Consider the following 16854-nt stretch of genomic DNA (forward strand, 5'->3'; position numbering starts at 1 on the left):
AGGTTACCCTCCACACCCGTTGCTGCCGTTTAGTCTCCGTGCTTTGTTTTCGCAGATGAGCCGCTGAATCCTTCCAGTTCCTCGCCGATTCCTGAAAGTGCGTTGACGATCGTCGCCTCGACGTCGCCACGCTGTTTCTGGGGAATCAAGCCAAGTCCTTTTTGTATCGCTTCACGCCAATGTTTCCCCCTGTCCCACGCTTCCGAAAACGCGATGGCGAGATCGTCCTGGCGACGGGTAGCTTCCAGTGCCTCGACCAGAAGTGCTGCCTGGTGGACATCCTTTTCCCGCTTGCCCACGCCGTTTGCGTTGTTCTGTCGGCGCGAGGCAACGATCAGCTTGTGAACCGCATATCGTCCGGGCGACGGTACCACGACAGGCACTCCCGATCGATGCAGCAGCACAGTTCTGATTGGTTCGTGGATCAGGAAATCGAGAAACCGAAGAGGCTGCGCGGATGCACCGCCCAAAGACGGCATCGAGGTTGCATGATCGGCGTAGTCATCGCTGCCCGTGTTCGGTGTAAGGAACTCGACCTTGTATCGGACTGCGTTCTCGAATTGCGTCGCGTGTCCGGGATCTGATCTGTAAGGGATTTCCCTGAAGGTTGGGTCGATCTCCCTCAAGATTTCGAGGATGGGCGGCAGGCTGTCCTCGACCGCGGCCGACACGGAATGGAATAGGGCGAAGTCTGCATCGCCCGTCTGCAACGCTGCACCGGGCAGCTTCACGCCCAGATAGCCCGCGTAGGACTGAAAGGCGACTGTGCCGACCAGGACGCCGCGCAAGCGGAAGATGCCAGCCTTCCCCAGCGCCTCGACGACATCCCCGGTGAACCTTTCGGGTTCTGTCAGCCCTGCCTCGCGCACGAGCGTGGATACCAGCTTCCTGCGGGCGCGGAGGTCGTCCTTGATCTGACGGAAGGATTCGACGCGTTTTGCAATCTCGGGATCGCTGTCAGGCCCGACATACCGTCGCGTCTTCGTCGGCTGCGTTTCCTCGAAATACCAGTATACCTTGCCCTTGACGGGCACCTTGACGAGATTGCCCGTCGTAGGGAAATCCGTTTCGAAGGCTGCGTCCAAGGATCGCTGGACGAGTTCCGCATACATCGTGCGGTAAACGAGGTCGACCGTCTTCATGTCAGGCGGCTCCGGTTATAAGAAAAATGCGGTTCTCTTATAGCGGCATGACCTCAAGGGACGCAAGCGGGAGTTATAAGAAAATCGCGAAAACCTTATAACGCCGCAGGAGAGGGTCAGGAATCCTTGTTGCCGGCGTGCAGCCAAATCAGAATGGGTTTTGCTCATTCAGATAAACAAAGCCATCACGAAAACGCTGCTTGGATGTGGCGCTCGACCTCACCGCGTCCGCGAACGGCCCGAGCCTGTCATAGGCGTTTTTGGTCGACGCGCTATTTTGGCGATCGCATCCGGCACGACGACCAGCTTGCCAACGAAATCCTTGGCGATGAAATCCGCCTGGGCGCGATGGAAATCGGACAGCTTGTAGACGCCGCCGACCAGCGGCCGGATCTTCTTCTCCTCGATGTAGCGCACGATGCGGCGGAAATCCGCCCGTGTGCCCTGGCTCGAGCCATGCAGTTGCAGCTGTTTCAGATACATGGTGCGCAGATCCAGCTGCACGACCGGGCCGGCAATTGCACCAGCCGTGGTATAGCGGCCTTCCGGCCTCAAGATGCGCAGGAGGTCGTTGAAGATCGCGCCGCCGACCAGATCGGCCACCACGTCGATCGGCTGGCCCCCGGTCGCCGCGCTGACGGCGGCCGGCAGATCGGCAACGCCACGGGTGATCACCGCCTCGGCGCCGATGTCACGCACGGCCTGTTCCTTGCCCTTGCCGGCAACCGCATAGGGAATGGCGCCGCGCGCCCGCGCCAGCTGCACGATGCCCGAGCCGACGCCGCCCGAGGCGCCGGTGACCAGCACACGCTCGCCGGCCTTCAATGCGGCGCGTTCCAGCATCTGCTCGCCGGTGAGATAGGCGCAGCAGAAAGTGGCAAGCTCGACGTCGCTCAGATCGGTATCGACGACATGGGCATTCTCTGCAGGCACCGCCTGGTATTCGGCATAGCCGCCGTCTCGACCGTGGCCCATATAGTCGATGTCGGCGAGTGAATCGTCGTCGCGATTGTAGATGGAGAAATCGACCATCACCCGCTCGCCGATGCGGGCCGGCGACACGCCGTCGCCGACGGCAACGATGTTGCCGACCGTGTCGGTGCCCTGGATGCGCGGGAAGCTCAGCGTATTGCCCTGACGACGCCAGGTCGACACAGCGGCGGCATCCTCCTCCGTTCCATAGGCGCCCTGGCGCACCCAGACGTCGGTGTTGTTCATGCCGCAAGCGGTGACCTTGATCAGCACTTCGCCCCGGGCGGGCGAGGGCACTTTCACATCGGTGCGGTAGACGAGCTTTTCCGGTCCGCCGTGACCGATCAGCTGCACGGCGGCCATGGTGGCGGGGAGGGTCTTGGTCATGGCATTCATGTCGGTTCTTCAGATGTCGGCAAACACGCTTTTCACCGCATCGGCTGTTTTCGACACGACGATGTCGGCCTCTTCGCGGGTGAGGCAGAGCGGCGGCGCGAAACCGAGAATGTCGCCCTGCGGCATGGCCCGGCCGATGACGCCGCTTGCCGCAAGGGTGGTCGCGACCTGCGGCCCGATTTTTTGCGTGGCGTCGAAGAACACGCGATCGTTCTTGTCGGCGACGAACTCGATCGCCGCCAGCATGCCGTCGCCGCGCACCTCGCCGACGTTTTTGTGGCCGCCGACGGCTTTCGTCAGCTCGGCGCGGAGATAGGCGCCGGTCTCGCCGGCGTTCCGCACTAGGTCCATCTCGTCGATCAGTTCCAAGTTGGCGACGCCGGCGGCGACGCAGATCGGGTGCGCCGAATAGGTCCAGCCATGGCCGAGCGAGCCGAGCTTGTCGGAGCCTTGGACGAGCACCTGCCAGACCTTGTCTGAGACTATGACGCCGGAGAGCGGCGCATAGGCCGAGGTCAGGCCCTTGGCGATGGTGATCAGGTCAGGCTTGATGCCGTAATGGTCGGAGCCGAACATGGTGCCCAGCCGGCCAAAGCCGGTGACGACCTCGTCAGCAACCAGCAGCACGTCGTACTTCTTCAGTACCGCCTGGATCTTTACCCAGTAGCCGGCCGGCGGCGGCACGATGCCGCCGGTGCCGAGGATCGGCTCGCCGATGAAAGCAGCGACTGTTTCCGGCCCTTCGGCGAGGATCATCTCCTCGAGCTTGTCGGCACAGTATTGCGAAAACTGCTCCTCGCTCAGCGAGCGGTCGGCGCGGCGGAAATAGTAGGGCGCCTCGGTGTGCAGGACCGGCGCGCGGGGCAGGTCGAAGGCGTTGTGGAACAGGTCGAGGCCGGTCAGCGATCCGGTCATGATGCCGGAGCCGTGATAGCCGCGCCAGCGCGAGATGATTTTTTTCTTCTCCGGCCGGCCGAGCACGTTGTTGTAGTACCAGATCAGCTTGATGTTGGTTTCGTTGGCATCGGAACCGGAGAGGCCGAAATAGACCCTCGACATGCCCTGCGGCGCGCGGTCGATGATCATCTTGGAAAGCGTGATCGATGCCTCGGTGCCGTGGCCGACATAGGCGTGGTAATAGGCGAGGTTCTTGGCCTGCGCGGCGATGGCGTCGGCTATCTTCTGGCGGCCATAGCCGACATTGACGCAGTAGAGCCCGGCGAAGGCATCGATGCTCTTGCGACCGTTATTGTCCCAGACGGTGACGCCTTCGCCACCGGCGATCACACGCGTCGGGCTCTCGCCACGCGCATGCGTGCCCATATGGGTCGAGGGATGGAAGAAATGATCGCGATCCCAGGCGGCGAGTTCGTTGGACTGGTCGAGCATTTTTTACTCCTTGAAAGCAAAAGCCTGACGGGGCGTTACGCCACGTCGAGGCAGAGATATTTGAAGTCGGTAAAGGCTTCGAGCCCGTGACGCGAGCCCTCGCGGCCGATGCCGGACTGCTTGACGCCGCCGAACGGGACCGGCGCGCCGGTGATCTTGACGCGGTTGATGGCGACCATGCCATAGTCGAGCGCGCGGCCGATGCGCAATTGCCTACCGCCGTTTTCAGTCACGACATAGGCGACCAGGCCGTACTCTGTCGCATTGGCGCGGGCGACGACTTCGTCTTCGCTGTCGAAAGGCGTCACTGCCGCAACCGGACCGAAGGTCTCCTCGCGCATGATCAAAGCGTCGTCTCCAACGTCGGCCAGCAGGGTCGGCTGGTAGAACAGCGGCCCGGCAGGATGGCGCTTGCCGCCGGTCAGGCAACGCGCGCCTTTGGCGAGCGCATCGGCCACCTGCTCCTCGACCTTCTTGACCGCGCGTTCGTGCATCAAGGGTCCGATTTCGGTGTCGTCAGCGAGGCCATTGCCGGCCCGCAATGCCTCGACGCGTTTAGCGAAAGCAGCGCAGAACCGATCGTATATCGGACGCTGGACATAGATGCGGTTGGCGGCGAGGCAGTCCTGGCCGGAGGTGGCGAATTTAGCGTCGACGGCGATGGTCACAGCCTTGTCGAGATCGGCGTCGGCGAAGACGATCAGAGGCGCATGACCGCCAAGCTCCATCACCAGACGCTTCATCGTCGGCGCACTTTGCGCGGCGATCAACCTGCCGATCTCGGTCGAGCCGGTGAAGCTCATGGCGCGAACCCGCGGGTCTTCGCACATCCGCCCGACGATGATCGAAGCCCTGCCGGTGAGGGCGTTGAACACGCCAGCCGGCAGGCCGGCACGTTCGCCAAGCTCGGCCAACGCCAGTGCAGACAGCGGCGTTTCCGAGGAAGGATGCGCGACGATGGTGCAGCCGGCGGCGAGGGCGGCCGCCGCCTTGCGGGTCAGCATGGCCGCGGGAAAATTCCACGGGGTGACGACGCCGACGACACCAAGCGGTTCGCGTCGCACCACCATCTCGGCGTTTGGCAGATGGCTGGTGACGCTTTCGGCGTTGAGGCGTTTGGCCTCCTCGGCATACCATTCGACAAAAGAGGCGGCGTAGTCGATCTCGCCGCGCGATTCCTTCAGCGGCTTGCCTTGTTCTAGCGTCATCAGCAGGGCCAGGTCATTTTTGGCGGCGACGATCAGATCGAACCATTTTCGCAAGATTTTCGACCGTTCCTGCGGCAGCAATGCGCGCCAGGCAGGAAAGGCGCGCGATGCCGCATCGATCGCCAATGTGGTCTGCCGGGCATCGAGCGCGGCAACGAAAGCGACGGTGGATCCGGTGGCCGGATCGGTCACCTCGAAACTCTCCGCGGTCTCGCTCGCCGTCCAGTGGCCAGCGACATAGGCGAGTTCGCGCAGCAGCCGCCGGTCGGCAAGGCGATCAAGCGCTTCATGGCGGTGCGAGCGGGCAAAATGTGCGGACATCATCGGGCTCCCGGTTCGGGTGATGCCGCAAGACTATCTCTGCCGCGCAAACAGAGAGGCTGTTTGCGTGCCTGCACGTAGAGAGATTGTCTCTATTGCACCGAGCGGGCAGACGATCTCTCCGGCCGTACGTCAGACTGTAGCAAACCGTGGAGAGATTGGCTGCACCTCCTCAGCCTCGTCATCCCTGGGCAAAGCAGGAGCGAAGCTCCGTCGCGGAGACCCTGGGATCCATTCCGTGACCTTCGCAGAGGGAATGCAGCGGAGCAGAATTCTGCGCCGTGGCGGCGCCCTGATGTCACGGAATGGATCCTGGGGTCTGCGCCGCGTCACTTCGCTCCTTGCTTCGCCCCAGGATGACGAAGCAACAAATGTCTCGACCAATCTCCTAGACGTGTGGTCCGGCAGATCGACCTCACGACTGCGCCGGCAACAGGTCCGCCACCGGCAGCACACTCTCCTCCTTCACCGTCTTGGTGACGATATAGGTGAAATAGCGGTCGATGCCGATCTCGCGCTCGAGCAGAGTGTCGACCAGCCGCTGATAGGCGTCGATGTCGCGCGCCATCACCTTCAGCAGGTAATCGACGCCGCCGCCGACAGACCAGCAGGCGACGATCTCGGGGATGTCGCGGATGACGCGCTCGAAACGGTCGAAGTCGGCCTGGCGGTGGCTAGCCAGCGTCACCTCCATCAGCACGGTAGCGACCGGCGCGATGGCGCGCATGGCGATCCTGGCATGGTAGCCCGAGACGATGCCGGCCTTTTCCAGCTTGCGCAGCCGCATCCAGCACGGCGTCGGCGACAGGCCGACTTTCTCGGCCAGCGCCAGCTTGGTGATGCGCCCGTCGCGCTGGATGGCGTCGAGGATTTTCATATCGATCGGATCGAGTTTCGCTGCAGCCATGATCGCCCACTTCCAGTGCCGGACACCATGACGGCGCATTATTTCGATTGTCAATTGCACTGATTTCGATCTCTAATAAGTCATGACATTTTGGCGACCAGATCCCGCTCTTATCCGGCGGCCGGCCTATCAATCGCTCGCCGACCAGTTCGCGCGGGCCATCCATGACGGGCGCCTGGCCAACGGTGCGCGATTGCCGACGCACCGGCAGTTGGCTGACGATCTGCAACTTTCCGTGCAGACGGTCAGCCGCGCCTATGAGGAGCTGATCCGCCGCGGGCTGGTGTCCGGCGAGGTCGGCCGCGGCAGCTTCGTGCAGACACAGCGCCGCGAGCCGGAGCCCCCCTATCTGCCGGAGCGGCTGGGCGAGGTCATCGATCTCTCCATCCTGAAGCCGGTCTGCGAACCGATGCATCTGGAGCGGCTGAGGCAGGCGCTGGGCTGGCTCGCCGAAAACCTGCCGTCGAGCTCGGCACTGTCGTTCAGGCCGAACATGGTGTTCCCGCGCCACCGCGCGGTGGGTGTCGAGTGGCTACGCCTCTGTGGCCTCGACGCGTCGCCGCAGAACATCAGCCTGACCAACGGCGCCACCGCAGGGATGACAGTGGCGCTGATGAGCGTGGCGCCGCCCGGCTCGACCGTCGCCACCGAGGCGATCGGTCACCACACGCTGATCCCGCTGGCGCGTTATCTCGGCTTCAATCTCGAGGGTTTGCCGATCGACGACAATGGGCTGATCCCGGAAGCGCTGGACGAGGCCTGCCGGCTGTCGGACATCCGCGCCGTGTTCGTGCAGCCGTCGGTGATCAACCCTACGGCCACCCTGATGGATGCCGGCCGGCGCGAGCAGATCGCGGCGGTGGCGCGCAGGCACGACATCGCCATCATCGAGAACGACGTGCTCGGCCCGCTGGTCGAGGATCGGCCGCCGCCCGTCGCGGCGTTTGCCCCCGAGCGCACGCTGTATGTCACCTCCTTCACTAAAATCGTGGTGCCGGGCCTGCGCATCGGCTATCTCGCGGCGCCCGATCGTTATGTCGCCGCGGTTGCCAACCGCCACCTGGTCTCGAACTGGATGGCGACTCCGATGGTGGCCGAGATCGCCAGCAAATGGGTGACCGACGGCACCGCGATGGAACTCGTTCGATGGCAGCGTATGGCTTTGCGGCGGCGTCTGGACATCGCCGCCGAGGTGCTCGCCGGAGTGGACTATCGGGCTCATCGCGACGGGCTGCATATCTGGCTGCAACTGCCCGATGACCGCGGTGAGGAAAGCTTTGTTTCCCAGGCCCGCCTGCAGGGCGTGGCGATCGCGCCCGGCACGTCGTTTCGCATTTCGCAGATGCCTTGGCATCCAGCCGTACGGATTTCGCTGGGCTCGACCACGGAGGGGGAACTGCGTGCCGGTCTCGGCGTTGTCACCAAGCTTCTGCTCGGCGATCCCGAGCATCTCCTGCTTGCGATCTAGGCGACAAATGGCGCGAAATTGTGCGGAATCCGAAATATTGTCATGATATTATTTTCTTGATTGACATGATTTGCCGCGATCCGCATCGTTAAAGGCAAGCTTCTCCAGCACGGGAAATTCATTGTCGGCTCCCATCATCAAGATCGACGGCATTTCAAAAAGCTTCGGCACCTTCAGGGTGCTGGACGGCCTCTCGATGCAAGTCATGCCCGGCGAGAAGCTGGCACTGATCGGTCCATCGGGTTCGGGCAAGACGACGATCCTGCGCATCCTGATGACGCTAGAGCGTATCGACAGCGGCCACATCCAGGTCGACGGCGAACAGTTGTACCACATGGAGCGTAACGGCCGGCTGCTGACGGCCGATGAACGGCATTTGGCAAAGATGCGCCAGAAGATCGGCATGGTCTTCCAACTGTTCAATCTGTTTCCGCACAAATGCGTCATCGACAATGTGACGCTGGCACCGATGCTGACCAAAGGCGTGCCGCGGGCCGCCGCCGAAAAGCGGGCGATGGAACTGCTCGACATGGTCGGCATGGTCGACAAGGCCAAGGCGATGCCGGCGCAGCTTTCAGGCGGCCAGAAGCAGCGCGTCGCGATTGCGCGGGCGCTGGCGCTGTCGCCGAAAATCATGCTGTTCGACGAGGTCACCTCGGCGCTCGACCCTGAGCTCGTCGACGAGGTGCTCAACGTCATGCGCAAGCTCGCCGCCGAGACCGACATGACCATGCTGCTGGTCACCCACGAGATGGGTTTCGCCCATGACTTCGCCGACCGGGTGCTGTTCTTCGATCGCGGCAGAATAGTCGAGGAGGGCAAGCCCGACGAGATTTTCCGCCATCCCAAACAGGAGCGTACGCAAGGTTTCCTGAAGAAGATCATTGCGGCCGGACATCGGGTCTGACTGCCATGCGAGGCGGCGACGCCTCAAGCAAGCCAAGAAGACAGACAAACAAGGAGTTGGGAACAATGAAGAAATTTGCCATTTTGGCCGGCGTCGCCGGTATTGCGCTGACGGCGGTGCTGGCCGCCTCGACGGCCGGCTCGGCCGACGACAGCAAGCTCGAAGAGCTCAAGGCGCAAGGCTTTGCCCGCGTCGCCATCGCCAACGAGCCGCCCTATACGGCGGTCGCTGCCGACGGCAAGGTTTCGGGTGCGGCGCCTGACGTTGCCCGTGAAATCTTCAAGCGCCTTGGCGTCAACGATATCGTCGCCTCGATCTCGGAATATGGCGCCATGATTCCCGGCCTGCAGGCCGGCCGTTTCGACGTCGTCACTGCCGGCCTGTTCATGAAGCCGGAACGTTGTGCTGCGGTCGCCTATTCGGAACCGGTGCTGTGCGACGCCGAGGCGATGCTGGTGAAGAAGGGCAACCCGAAGGGTTTCAAGAGCTACGAGGACGTCGCGAAGGACGCGAGCGCCACGATCGGCGCGCCGGGTGGCGGCACTGAAGAGAAGCTGGCGCTCACCGCAGGTGTGCCGCGCGAGCGCGTCATCGTCGTGCCGGACGGCCAGAGCGGCCTGAAGATGCTGCAGGACGGCCGCATCGATGCTTATTCGCTGCCCGTGCTGTCGATCAACGACCTGGTCAAGAAAGCCAATGATCCGAACCTCGAAGTCATCGCGCCGGTGGTCGGTGCGCCGGTCTATTGCGACGGCGCGGCCTTCAAGAAGGGCGACGAAGCGCTGCGCGACGCCTATGATGTCGAGCTGGCGAAACTGAAGAAGTCCGGCGAGTTCGCCAAGATCATCGAGCCTTACGGCTTCTCGGCGGCGGCGGCAATGTCGACGAGCCGCGACAAGCTCTGCTCGGCGAAGTAAAAAGTGCCGCTCACCCTAGCCTCTCCCCGTCAAAAACGGGGAGAGGGGGGCGTCAACGCTGGAGCTTCACCCTTCTCCCCGTCCCTATAACGGGGAGAAGGTGCCGGCAGGCGGATGAGGGGCGGCGCCGGCGTTCTGCAATGATCACCAAGCGAGGAAACGCTTAGCCCCAATGACCCAATGGTCCGGCTATTTCGGCCTGATATTGCAAGGAGCGCTTGTCACCATCGAGCTGACGCTGATGGGGTCGGTGCTGGCCTTGGTCATGGCCTTTCTTGCCGGGCTGGGGCGGCTGTCGCGGTTTTTCGTGCTACGCGCGCTGGCCACCGCCTATATCGAGTTCTTCCGCGGCACCTCGATTTTCGTGCAGCTGTTCTGGGCTTATTTCGTGCTGCCTTTTGCCGGCATTTCGTTGACGCCGCTGCAGGCCGGGGTGCTGGCGCTGGGCCTCAATGTCGGCGCCTATGCGGCGGAAGTGGTGCGTGGCGCCATCAAGTCTATCGGCCGCGAACAATATGAGGCCTGCACCGCCCTCAATCTCGGCCGCTGGCAAGCCATGCGCCATATCATCCTGCCGCAGGCGCTTCTGGTGATGCTGCCAACCTTCGGCAACAACGCCATTGAATTGCTCAAGGCCACCGCCGTCGTTTCGCTAATCTCGCTCGCCGACCTGACCTTCCAGGCGCAGGTGGTGCGCTCGCAGACCGGCAATACTCTGGTGCCGTTCAGCACCATCCTCGTCATCTATTTCGTGCTGGCGCTGCTCATCTCCTGGGGCGTGCGGTCGCTGGAACGCCGCATGGCTCGTGGCCTCGACGGGGTGCGCGTATGATGGATCGGGCCTGCTAATGGAATGGGATTGGGATTTTGTCCGGCAGATCCTGCCGACGCTGATCGAGGGGGTGAAGATCACCATCCTGGCGACGCTGCTCGGCTCGGTGCTGGCGGCCATCGTTGGGCTGGGCATCGCGTTGGCGCGCCGGTCGCCGAACAGGGCTCTGTCGCGCACCGTCGGTTTCCTTGCCGAGTTCATCCGTGGCACGCCGCTGTTGGTGCAGCTCTATTTCATCTTCTACGTGCTGCCGGATTTCGGCATCCTGTTGCCGCCGCTGGTGGCGGGCGTCATCGGTCTCGGGCTGCATTACGGAACTTACACGGCCGAGGTCTACCGCGCCGGCATAGACAATGTGCCCCGCGGCCAGTGGGAAGCGGCCAAGGCCTGCAATCTAAACGCCACCCAGACCTGGACGCACATCATCATTCCGCAGGCGATCCCCCCGATGATCCCGGCGCTTGCCAATTATTTCATCGCCATGTTCAAAGAGACGCCGCTGCTGTCGGCGATCACCGTGCTGGAACTGATGAACCAGGCCAAGAGCGTCGCCAATACCTATTATCGGTATATCGAACCGATCACCTTGGTCGGCGCCTTCTTCCTCGCCATCAGCCTGTTCTCGGTGGTGCTGCTGCGCTGGCTGGAACACCGTTATGGGCGGATCGAACGATGAGCGCTGCACCCGATATCCGCCTGCACTCGGCCCGGCCGCCGCTCGATGCGCGTCCGCTGGAAAAGCGGGTCGGCCTGATCATCCTTGCCACCGACCATACGAGCGAACCGGATTTTCACCGCATGGTGGCAAGCGACCGCATCGGCATCTATGTCGCGCGCATCCCCTACGCCAACCCGACGACGCCGGACAATTTGCGCAAGATGCAGCCGTCACTGACGGCGGCCGCGGCCCTGATCCTGCCCGACGAGCCGCTCGATGCGATCTGCTATTCCTGCACCTCAGCTTCCGTCGTGATCGGCGATGCCGAAATCGAGGCGGCGGTGCAGGCCGCGAAACCCGGCGCGCCGGTGGTTACGCCGCCGATGGCCGGCGTGCGCGGCCTGAAGGCGCTGGGCGCCAAGACGATCAGCATCCTCACTCCCTATACGGTCGAGACCAGCCGGCCGATGGCGGCCTATTTCACCGAGCATGGTTTCGAAATCGTCAGCTTCAATTGCCTCGGCTTCGAGGATGATCGCGAGATGGCGCGGATTGCGCCGAAATCCTTGGTCGATCTGGCTCGCGAGGCGACGGCCGAACACTCGGACGCGCTGTTTGTCTCCTGCACGGCACTGCGGTCCGCGGCGGCAGTTGTGGGTATGGAAGAGGCCATCGGCCGCCCTGTCGTCACCAGCAACCAGGCGACGGCCTGGAATTGCCTGCGGCTTTGCGGAGATAAGATGTCGCGTCCTGAATTCGGCCGTCTGATGACGCTGCCGCTGAACTGATTGCAGAGCCATGACCACGTCCAGGATAAGCCTCTCCGATATCCGCGCCGCGCGCGAGCGCATCGCAGGCAAGATCGAGCGTACGCCGACCGTTCCTTCCCGGAGTCTTTCCCAGCACTTGGGCGCTCCTGTTTATCTCAAGCTCGAACATCGGCAGACCACCGGCGCCTTCAAGCTGCGCGGTGCCTCGAACGCTATCGCTTCGCTGACAGACGAGGAGAGGGCGCGTGGCGTCGTCGCTGCCTCGACCGGCAACCACGGCCGGGCGCTTGCCTATGCTGCTCGACTGCAAGGCATCCACGCGACGATCTGCATGTCGCGGCTGGTGCCGCAGAACAAGCTGGACGAGATCCGTCGGCTCGGCGCCGAGATCCGCATCGTCGGCAACAGCCAGGACGATGCGCAGCGGGAGGTCGAACGGCTGGTCGCGGAAGAGGGGCTGATCATGCTGCCGCCCTTCGACCATCCTGCCATTGTCGCCGGGCAAGGCACGCTCGGGCTGGAGATCATCGAACAGGTTCCGGACGCCGCCTTGGTGCTGGTGCCGCTTTCCGGCGGTGGGCTGGCGGCTGGCGTCGCTGCTGCCGTGAAGGGCGTCAGCCCGGCGACGAAGGTGATGGGCGTTTCAATGGCGCGCGGTGCGGCGATGAAGGCGAGCCTCGACGCCGGACATTCGGTTTTGGTCGAGGAACTGCCGACGCTGGCCGATTCCCTCGGCGGCGGCATAGGCCTCGACAACCGGCTGACCTTTTCCATGTGCCGCGACCTGCTCGACGATGTGATCCTGCTCAGCGAGGACGAGATCGCCACCGGCATCCGCCATGCCTATGAACAGGAGCGCGAGATCGTCGAAGGCGCCGGCGCGGTCGGCATCGCAGCCGTGCTTGCCGGCAAGGTCAGGGCGAGCGGCCCGACGGTGCTCGTGCTGTCCGGCCGCAACATCGATATGACACTGCACCGCAAGATCATCTGCGGCGAAGCAATTGCGGAGAGCGCAGCATGAGCCGGATGACGATCCTCACCGAAGCTGAATTGCGCAAGATCGTGAAGCTCGATCTTGATGCCATCGCCTGCGTCGAGAACGCGTTCCGGGCGCTCGCCACCTTGCCGGTGGCGATGCCGCCGATCCTTCGGCTCGACATTCCCGAGCATCGCGGCGAGGTCGACGTCAAGACCGCCTATGTACCGGGTATCGACGGTTTTGCGATCAAGATCAGCCCCGGCTTTTTCGATAATCCCAAGCTCGGCCTGCCCAGCGTCAACGGCATGATGGTGCTGCTGTCGGCGAAAACCGGATTGGTCGAGGCGCTGCTGCTCGATAATGGCTATCTCACCGACATCCGCACGGCGGCGGCCGGCGCGGTTGCCGCCAAGCATCTGTCGCGGCCGGGTTCCTCCGTTGCCGCGATCTTCGGCGCCGGTGTTCAGGCCGGACTGCAGCTCGAAGCGCTGATGCTGGTGCGGCCGATCACCGAGGCTCGCATCTGGGCAAGGGATGCCGCCAAGGCCGAGGCCGCGGCCGACGCATTGTCCGAAAGACTGGGCATCGCCGTTCACGCCGAGCCCGACGCGGCAAAGGCTGCGGCCGATGCCGACATCATCGTCACCACGACGCCGTCGACCGAGCCGCTGATCAAGGCCGGCTTCGTTTCCGCCGGCCAGCATATCACTGCCATGGGCTCGGATGCCGAGCACAAGAACGAGATCGCGCCGGCGATCCTGCGCATGGCCGATCTCTACGTCGCCGATAGCGCCAAACAGACGCGGCGGCTGGGCGAACTGCACCATGCTATCGCGGCGGGCGTGATGGCGTCCGATGCCGAAATCACCGAGCTTGGCCACATCATCGCCGGCGAAAGGCATGGCCGGCGCTCGGACAGCGACATCACCATTGCCGACCTGACCGGCACCGGCGTGCAGGACACGGCGATCGCCACGCTCGCCCGCGACCGTGCGCGTGCGGCCAAGACCGGTACGATTTTCGAAAGCTGATGCTGGCCGCAAGGCCCAACAAACGAGGACCAAGAACAATGCAGCCCAACTTGAAATTCTCGCGCGGCGAATATGCGGAGCGCCTCGCCAAGACGCGGAAGGCGATGGAGGCCAAGGGCGTCGATCTGCTCGTCGTCAGCGATCCGTCCAACATGGCCTGGCTGACCGGCTATGACGGCTGGTCGTTCTATGTGCATCAGGCTGTCATCGTGCCGCCGTCGGGCGAGCCGCTGTGGTACGGGCGCGGCCAGGACGCCAACGGCGCCAAGCGCACCGCCTATCTCGCGCACGACAACATCATCGGCTATGCCGACCACTATGTGCAGTCGACCGAGCGCCATCCGATGGATTTTCTGTCCAGCGTGCTCTCCGATCGCGGCTGGGGCAAGCTCAGCATCGGCGTCGAGATGGACAATTACTGGTTCTCGGCCGCTGCCTTCGCAGCGCTGCAGAAGCACTTACCCAATGCCCGCTTCGTCGACGCCACGGCACTCGTCAACTGGCAGCGCGCGGTGAAAAGCCCGACCGAAATCGATTACATGCGCAAGGCCGCCCGCATCGTCGAAGCGATGCACCAGCGCATCGTCGACAAGATCGAAGTCGGCATGCGCAAATGCGACCTGGTCGCCGAGATCTACGATGCCGGCACGCGCGGCGTCGACGGCGTCGGCGGCGACTATCCGGCGATCGTGCCGCTGCTGCCGTCGGGCGCCGACGCGTCGGCGCCGCATCTGACCTGGGACGACCGGCCGATGAAATCGGGCGAGGGCACCTTCTTCGAGATCGCCGGCTGCTACAACCGCTATCACTGCCCGCTGTCGCGGACCGTGTTCCTTGGTAAACCGACGCAGGAATTCCTCGATGCCGAAAAGGCGACGCTGGAAGGCATGGAGGCGGGACTTGCCGCCGCCAAGCCCGGCAACACATGCGAGGACATCGCCAACGCCTTCTTCGCGGTGCTGAAGCGGTACGGCATCGTCAAGGACAACCGCACCGGGTACCCGATCGGGCTTTCCTATCCGCCTGACTGGGGCGAGCGCACGATGAGCCTGCGTCCAGGCGACCGCACCGAGTTGAAGCCCGGTATGACCTTCCATTTCATGACCGGCTTGTGGCTTGAGACGATGGGGCTGGAAATCACCGAATCCATCCTGATCACCGAGACGGGCGTCGAGTGCCTGGCGAATGTGCCGCGCAAACTGGTCGTGAAGAATTGAGCCCGATGTCCAGCCTTCGCCCGTCACCGATCACGCCGACCGTCGATTTCGAGCGCGACGGCGTGCAGCACGGTTTCCTGCGCCTGCCTTACAGCCGCGACGATTCCGCCTGGGGATCGGTGATGATCCCGATCTGCGTCATCCGCAACGGCAAGGGGCCGAGCGCATTGCTCACCGGCGGCAATCATGGCGACGAGTACGAGGGGCCGCTGGCGCTCTATGACCTCGCCCGTACGCTCGACCCGAAAGACGTCAGCGGCACGATCATCATCGTGCCGGCGATGAACTATCCGGCGTTCCGCGCCGGCACGCGCACCTCGCCGATCGACAAGGGCAATCTAAACCGCAGCTTTCCCGGCCGGCCCGACGGCACGGTGACCGAGAAGATCGCCGATTACTTCCAGCGCGAGCTTCTGCCCCGTACAGACATCGCGCTCGACTTCCACTCCGGCGGCAAGACGCTCGACTTCGTGCCGTTCTGCGCCGCCCACGTCCGGCCTGACAAGGTGCTGGAAGCGAAGGGGTTCGCTGCCGTGGCAGCGTTCTCCGCACCCTGGTCGATGAAGATGCTGGAGATCGATGCGGTCGGCATGTTCGACACTGCCGCCGAGGAGATGGGCAAGCTGTTCATCACCACCGAGCTCGGCGGCGGCGGGACTTCGCGCGCGGAGACGGTGCGGATCGCGCGTCGCGGCGTGCTCAACGTCTTGCGCCATGCCGGCATTGTCGCCGGCGCGGTCGAGATGCAGCCAACCCGCTGGCTCGACATGCCGTCCGGCGATTGCTTCTCGTTCGCCGAGGACGACGGGATGATCGAAACGATGATCGATCTCGGCGAGCCGGTGGCAGAGAACCAGGTGCTGGCACGTATCCATTCCATAGGCCGCACCGGCGGCGCTCCGCAGGAGATCCGGGCCAAAATGTCCGGTCTGTTGGCGGCGCGGCATTTTCCGGGGCTGGTCAAGGCCGGCGACTGCGCTGCCGTGGTCGCCGTGCTGGTCGATTGATGGTTAGGAAGCCGATGTCGGGAACGGCTCGGTCCTGCCTTTGGGGCGATCGCCGATGGCAAAGACGGCGCTCGCCTCGCTGACGATCGAGACATGATCCTTGGCGGCTGTTCCGGCCGCCGCACTGTCGCCGCGCATGATTGCGGTGACGATGGCGTCATGCTCCTGCCATGACTGGGCCAGCCGGCCGGGCAGCATGAATTGCGCGCGCCGGAACGGCGCCAGGCGGCCGCGGGTCATGACGGTCAGTTCATAAATGTGCTTGCTGTGGGCGCCGCGATAGAGCCGGGTGTGGAATTCGGTGTTGAAAAGCTCATACTCTTCTTCGGCACCGAGCTGCACGAAGCGCGCCGAGGCCTGGTGCTCGGCCTCCAGCGTGCGGCGCTCGCCAGCGGTCATGCGCTCGGCCGAGAACCGCGCGCAGATCGCTTCAAGCTCGGCCATGCTTTCGAACATCGAGGCGAGGTGCTCCTGCGTCACCACGGCGACGGTGGCGCCGCGGTTCGGCCGCCTTTCGACCAGCCCCATGGCGCTGAGCCGGCTGAGCGCTTCCCTGATCGGCGTGCGTGAGACGTCGAAGCGGGCGGCGAGCGAGGCCTCGTCGAGCTTTTCGCCCGGGCGCAGGAAACCGGTGACGATCCGGTCGCTGATCGCCCTCACCATCTGATCGACAGTCGTGCCCGACCTGATCAAATTGCGCTTTCCCGACACGTCTCCTCCGTCCAGTCTTTTT

The 16854-nt window shown here is 63.6% G+C and carries 16 protein-coding genes; 10 read left to right on the top strand and 6 right to left on the bottom strand.

Annotated features, from left to right (window positions below; genetic code table 11):
* Nucleotides 1–29: 29 nt before the first annotated feature.
* The 5 genes from NKI17_RS12690 to NKI17_RS12710 form a co-directional block, all read right to left on the bottom strand.
* Complete coding sequence (locus tag NKI17_RS12690) at nucleotides 30–1142, bottom strand: nucleotidyltransferase family protein (RefSeq protein ID WP_352569059.1); 1113 nt, start codon at nucleotides 1140–1142, stop codon at nucleotides 30–32.
* Nucleotides 1143–1361: 219 nt separating this feature from the next.
* Nucleotides 1362–2510: an alcohol dehydrogenase family protein gene (locus NKI17_RS12695; RefSeq protein ID WP_352569060.1), complete on the bottom strand. Its 1149-nt coding sequence runs from the start codon at nucleotides 2508–2510 to the stop codon at nucleotides 1362–1364.
* Nucleotides 2511–2519: 9 nt separating this feature from the next.
* Entirely contained in the window at nucleotides 2520–3899 is a 1380-nt protein-coding gene (locus NKI17_RS12700; RefSeq protein WP_352906031.1) for an aspartate aminotransferase family protein, read from the bottom strand.
* Between the two features lie 35 nt (nucleotides 3900–3934).
* Nucleotides 3935–5428, bottom strand: coding sequence for an NAD-dependent succinate-semialdehyde dehydrogenase (locus NKI17_RS12705; RefSeq protein ID WP_352569062.1), 1494 nt, complete (start codon nucleotides 5426–5428; stop codon nucleotides 3935–3937).
* A 415-nt stretch (nucleotides 5429–5843) separates the two neighbouring features.
* Nucleotides 5844–6335 carry an Lrp/AsnC family transcriptional regulator gene (locus NKI17_RS12710; RefSeq protein WP_352569063.1) on the bottom strand — a complete coding sequence of 164 codons (492 nt, stop codon included), beginning with the start codon at nucleotides 6333–6335 and terminating at the stop codon, nucleotides 5844–5846.
* Nucleotides 6336–6417: 82 nt separating this feature from the next.
* On the opposite strand from NKI17_RS12710, the gene ehuR reads away from it, so the two are divergent.
* The 10 genes from ehuR (at nucleotide 6418) to doeB (ending at nucleotide 16121) form a co-directional block, all read left to right on the top strand.
* Nucleotides 6418–7803: a MocR-like ectoine utilization transcription factor EhuR gene (ehuR, locus tag NKI17_RS12715; protein WP_352569064.1), complete on the top strand. Its 1386-nt coding sequence runs from the start codon at nucleotides 6418–6420 to the stop codon at nucleotides 7801–7803.
* 121 nt (nucleotides 7804–7924) lie between these two features.
* Nucleotides 7925–8710 (top strand): ectoine/hydroxyectoine ABC transporter ATP-binding protein EhuA, encoded by a 786-nt coding sequence (ehuA, locus tag NKI17_RS12720; RefSeq protein ID WP_352699431.1) that lies wholly within the window; start codon nucleotides 7925–7927, stop codon nucleotides 8708–8710.
* A gap of 65 nt (nucleotides 8711–8775) precedes the next feature.
* A complete protein-coding gene (gene ehuB / locus NKI17_RS12725; RefSeq protein ID WP_023677200.1) occupies nucleotides 8776–9627 on the top strand; it encodes an ectoine/hydroxyectoine ABC transporter substrate-binding protein EhuB in 852 nt (283 codons plus the stop codon).
* 172 nt (nucleotides 9628–9799) lie between these two features.
* On the top strand, nucleotides 9800–10459 hold the full coding sequence (gene ehuC / locus NKI17_RS12730) for an ectoine/hydroxyectoine ABC transporter permease subunit EhuC (RefSeq protein WP_254819481.1): 660 nt from the start codon (nucleotides 9800–9802) through the stop codon (nucleotides 10457–10459).
* Nucleotides 10460–10475: 16 nt separating this feature from the next.
* Nucleotides 10476–11135: an ectoine/hydroxyectoine ABC transporter permease subunit EhuD gene (gene ehuD, locus NKI17_RS12735; RefSeq protein ID WP_023677202.1), complete on the top strand. Its 660-nt coding sequence runs from the start codon at nucleotides 10476–10478 to the stop codon at nucleotides 11133–11135.
* Nucleotides 11132–11905 (top strand): ectoine utilization protein EutA, encoded by a 774-nt coding sequence (gene eutA, locus NKI17_RS12740; RefSeq protein ID WP_352906032.1) that lies wholly within the window; start codon nucleotides 11132–11134, stop codon nucleotides 11903–11905. The genes ehuD and eutA overlap by 4 nt, the downstream gene beginning before the upstream one ends.
* Before the next feature lie 10 nt (nucleotides 11906–11915).
* Entirely contained in the window at nucleotides 11916–12908 is a 993-nt protein-coding gene (gene eutB / locus NKI17_RS12745) for a hydroxyectoine utilization dehydratase EutB (RefSeq protein WP_352455381.1), read from the top strand.
* Nucleotides 12905–13897 (top strand): cyclodeaminase, encoded by a 993-nt coding sequence (locus NKI17_RS12750; RefSeq protein ID WP_352724536.1) that lies wholly within the window; start codon nucleotides 12905–12907, stop codon nucleotides 13895–13897. The genes eutB and NKI17_RS12750 overlap by 4 nt, the downstream gene beginning before the upstream one ends.
* Nucleotides 13898–13935: 38 nt before the next feature.
* Nucleotides 13936–15114, top strand: coding sequence for an ectoine hydrolase DoeA (gene doeA, locus NKI17_RS12755; RefSeq protein ID WP_352906033.1), 1179 nt, complete (start codon nucleotides 13936–13938; stop codon nucleotides 15112–15114).
* A 5-nt stretch (nucleotides 15115–15119) separates the two neighbouring features.
* Nucleotides 15120–16121 (top strand): N(2)-acetyl-L-2,4-diaminobutanoate deacetylase DoeB, encoded by a 1002-nt coding sequence (gene doeB, locus NKI17_RS12760; protein WP_352784276.1) that lies wholly within the window; start codon nucleotides 15120–15122, stop codon nucleotides 16119–16121.
* Between the two features lie 3 nt (nucleotides 16122–16124).
* On the opposite strand, the gene NKI17_RS12765 is transcribed toward doeB, so the two are convergent.
* Nucleotides 16125–16784 (bottom strand): GntR family transcriptional regulator, encoded by a 660-nt coding sequence (locus NKI17_RS12765; RefSeq protein ID WP_023677208.1) that lies wholly within the window; start codon nucleotides 16782–16784, stop codon nucleotides 16125–16127.
* Nucleotides 16785–16854: the final 70 nt, after the last annotated feature.

Source organism: Mesorhizobium sp. M0816, from assembly GCF_040320005.1.
Classification (GTDB): Bacteria; Pseudomonadota; Alphaproteobacteria; order Rhizobiales; family Rhizobiaceae; genus Mesorhizobium.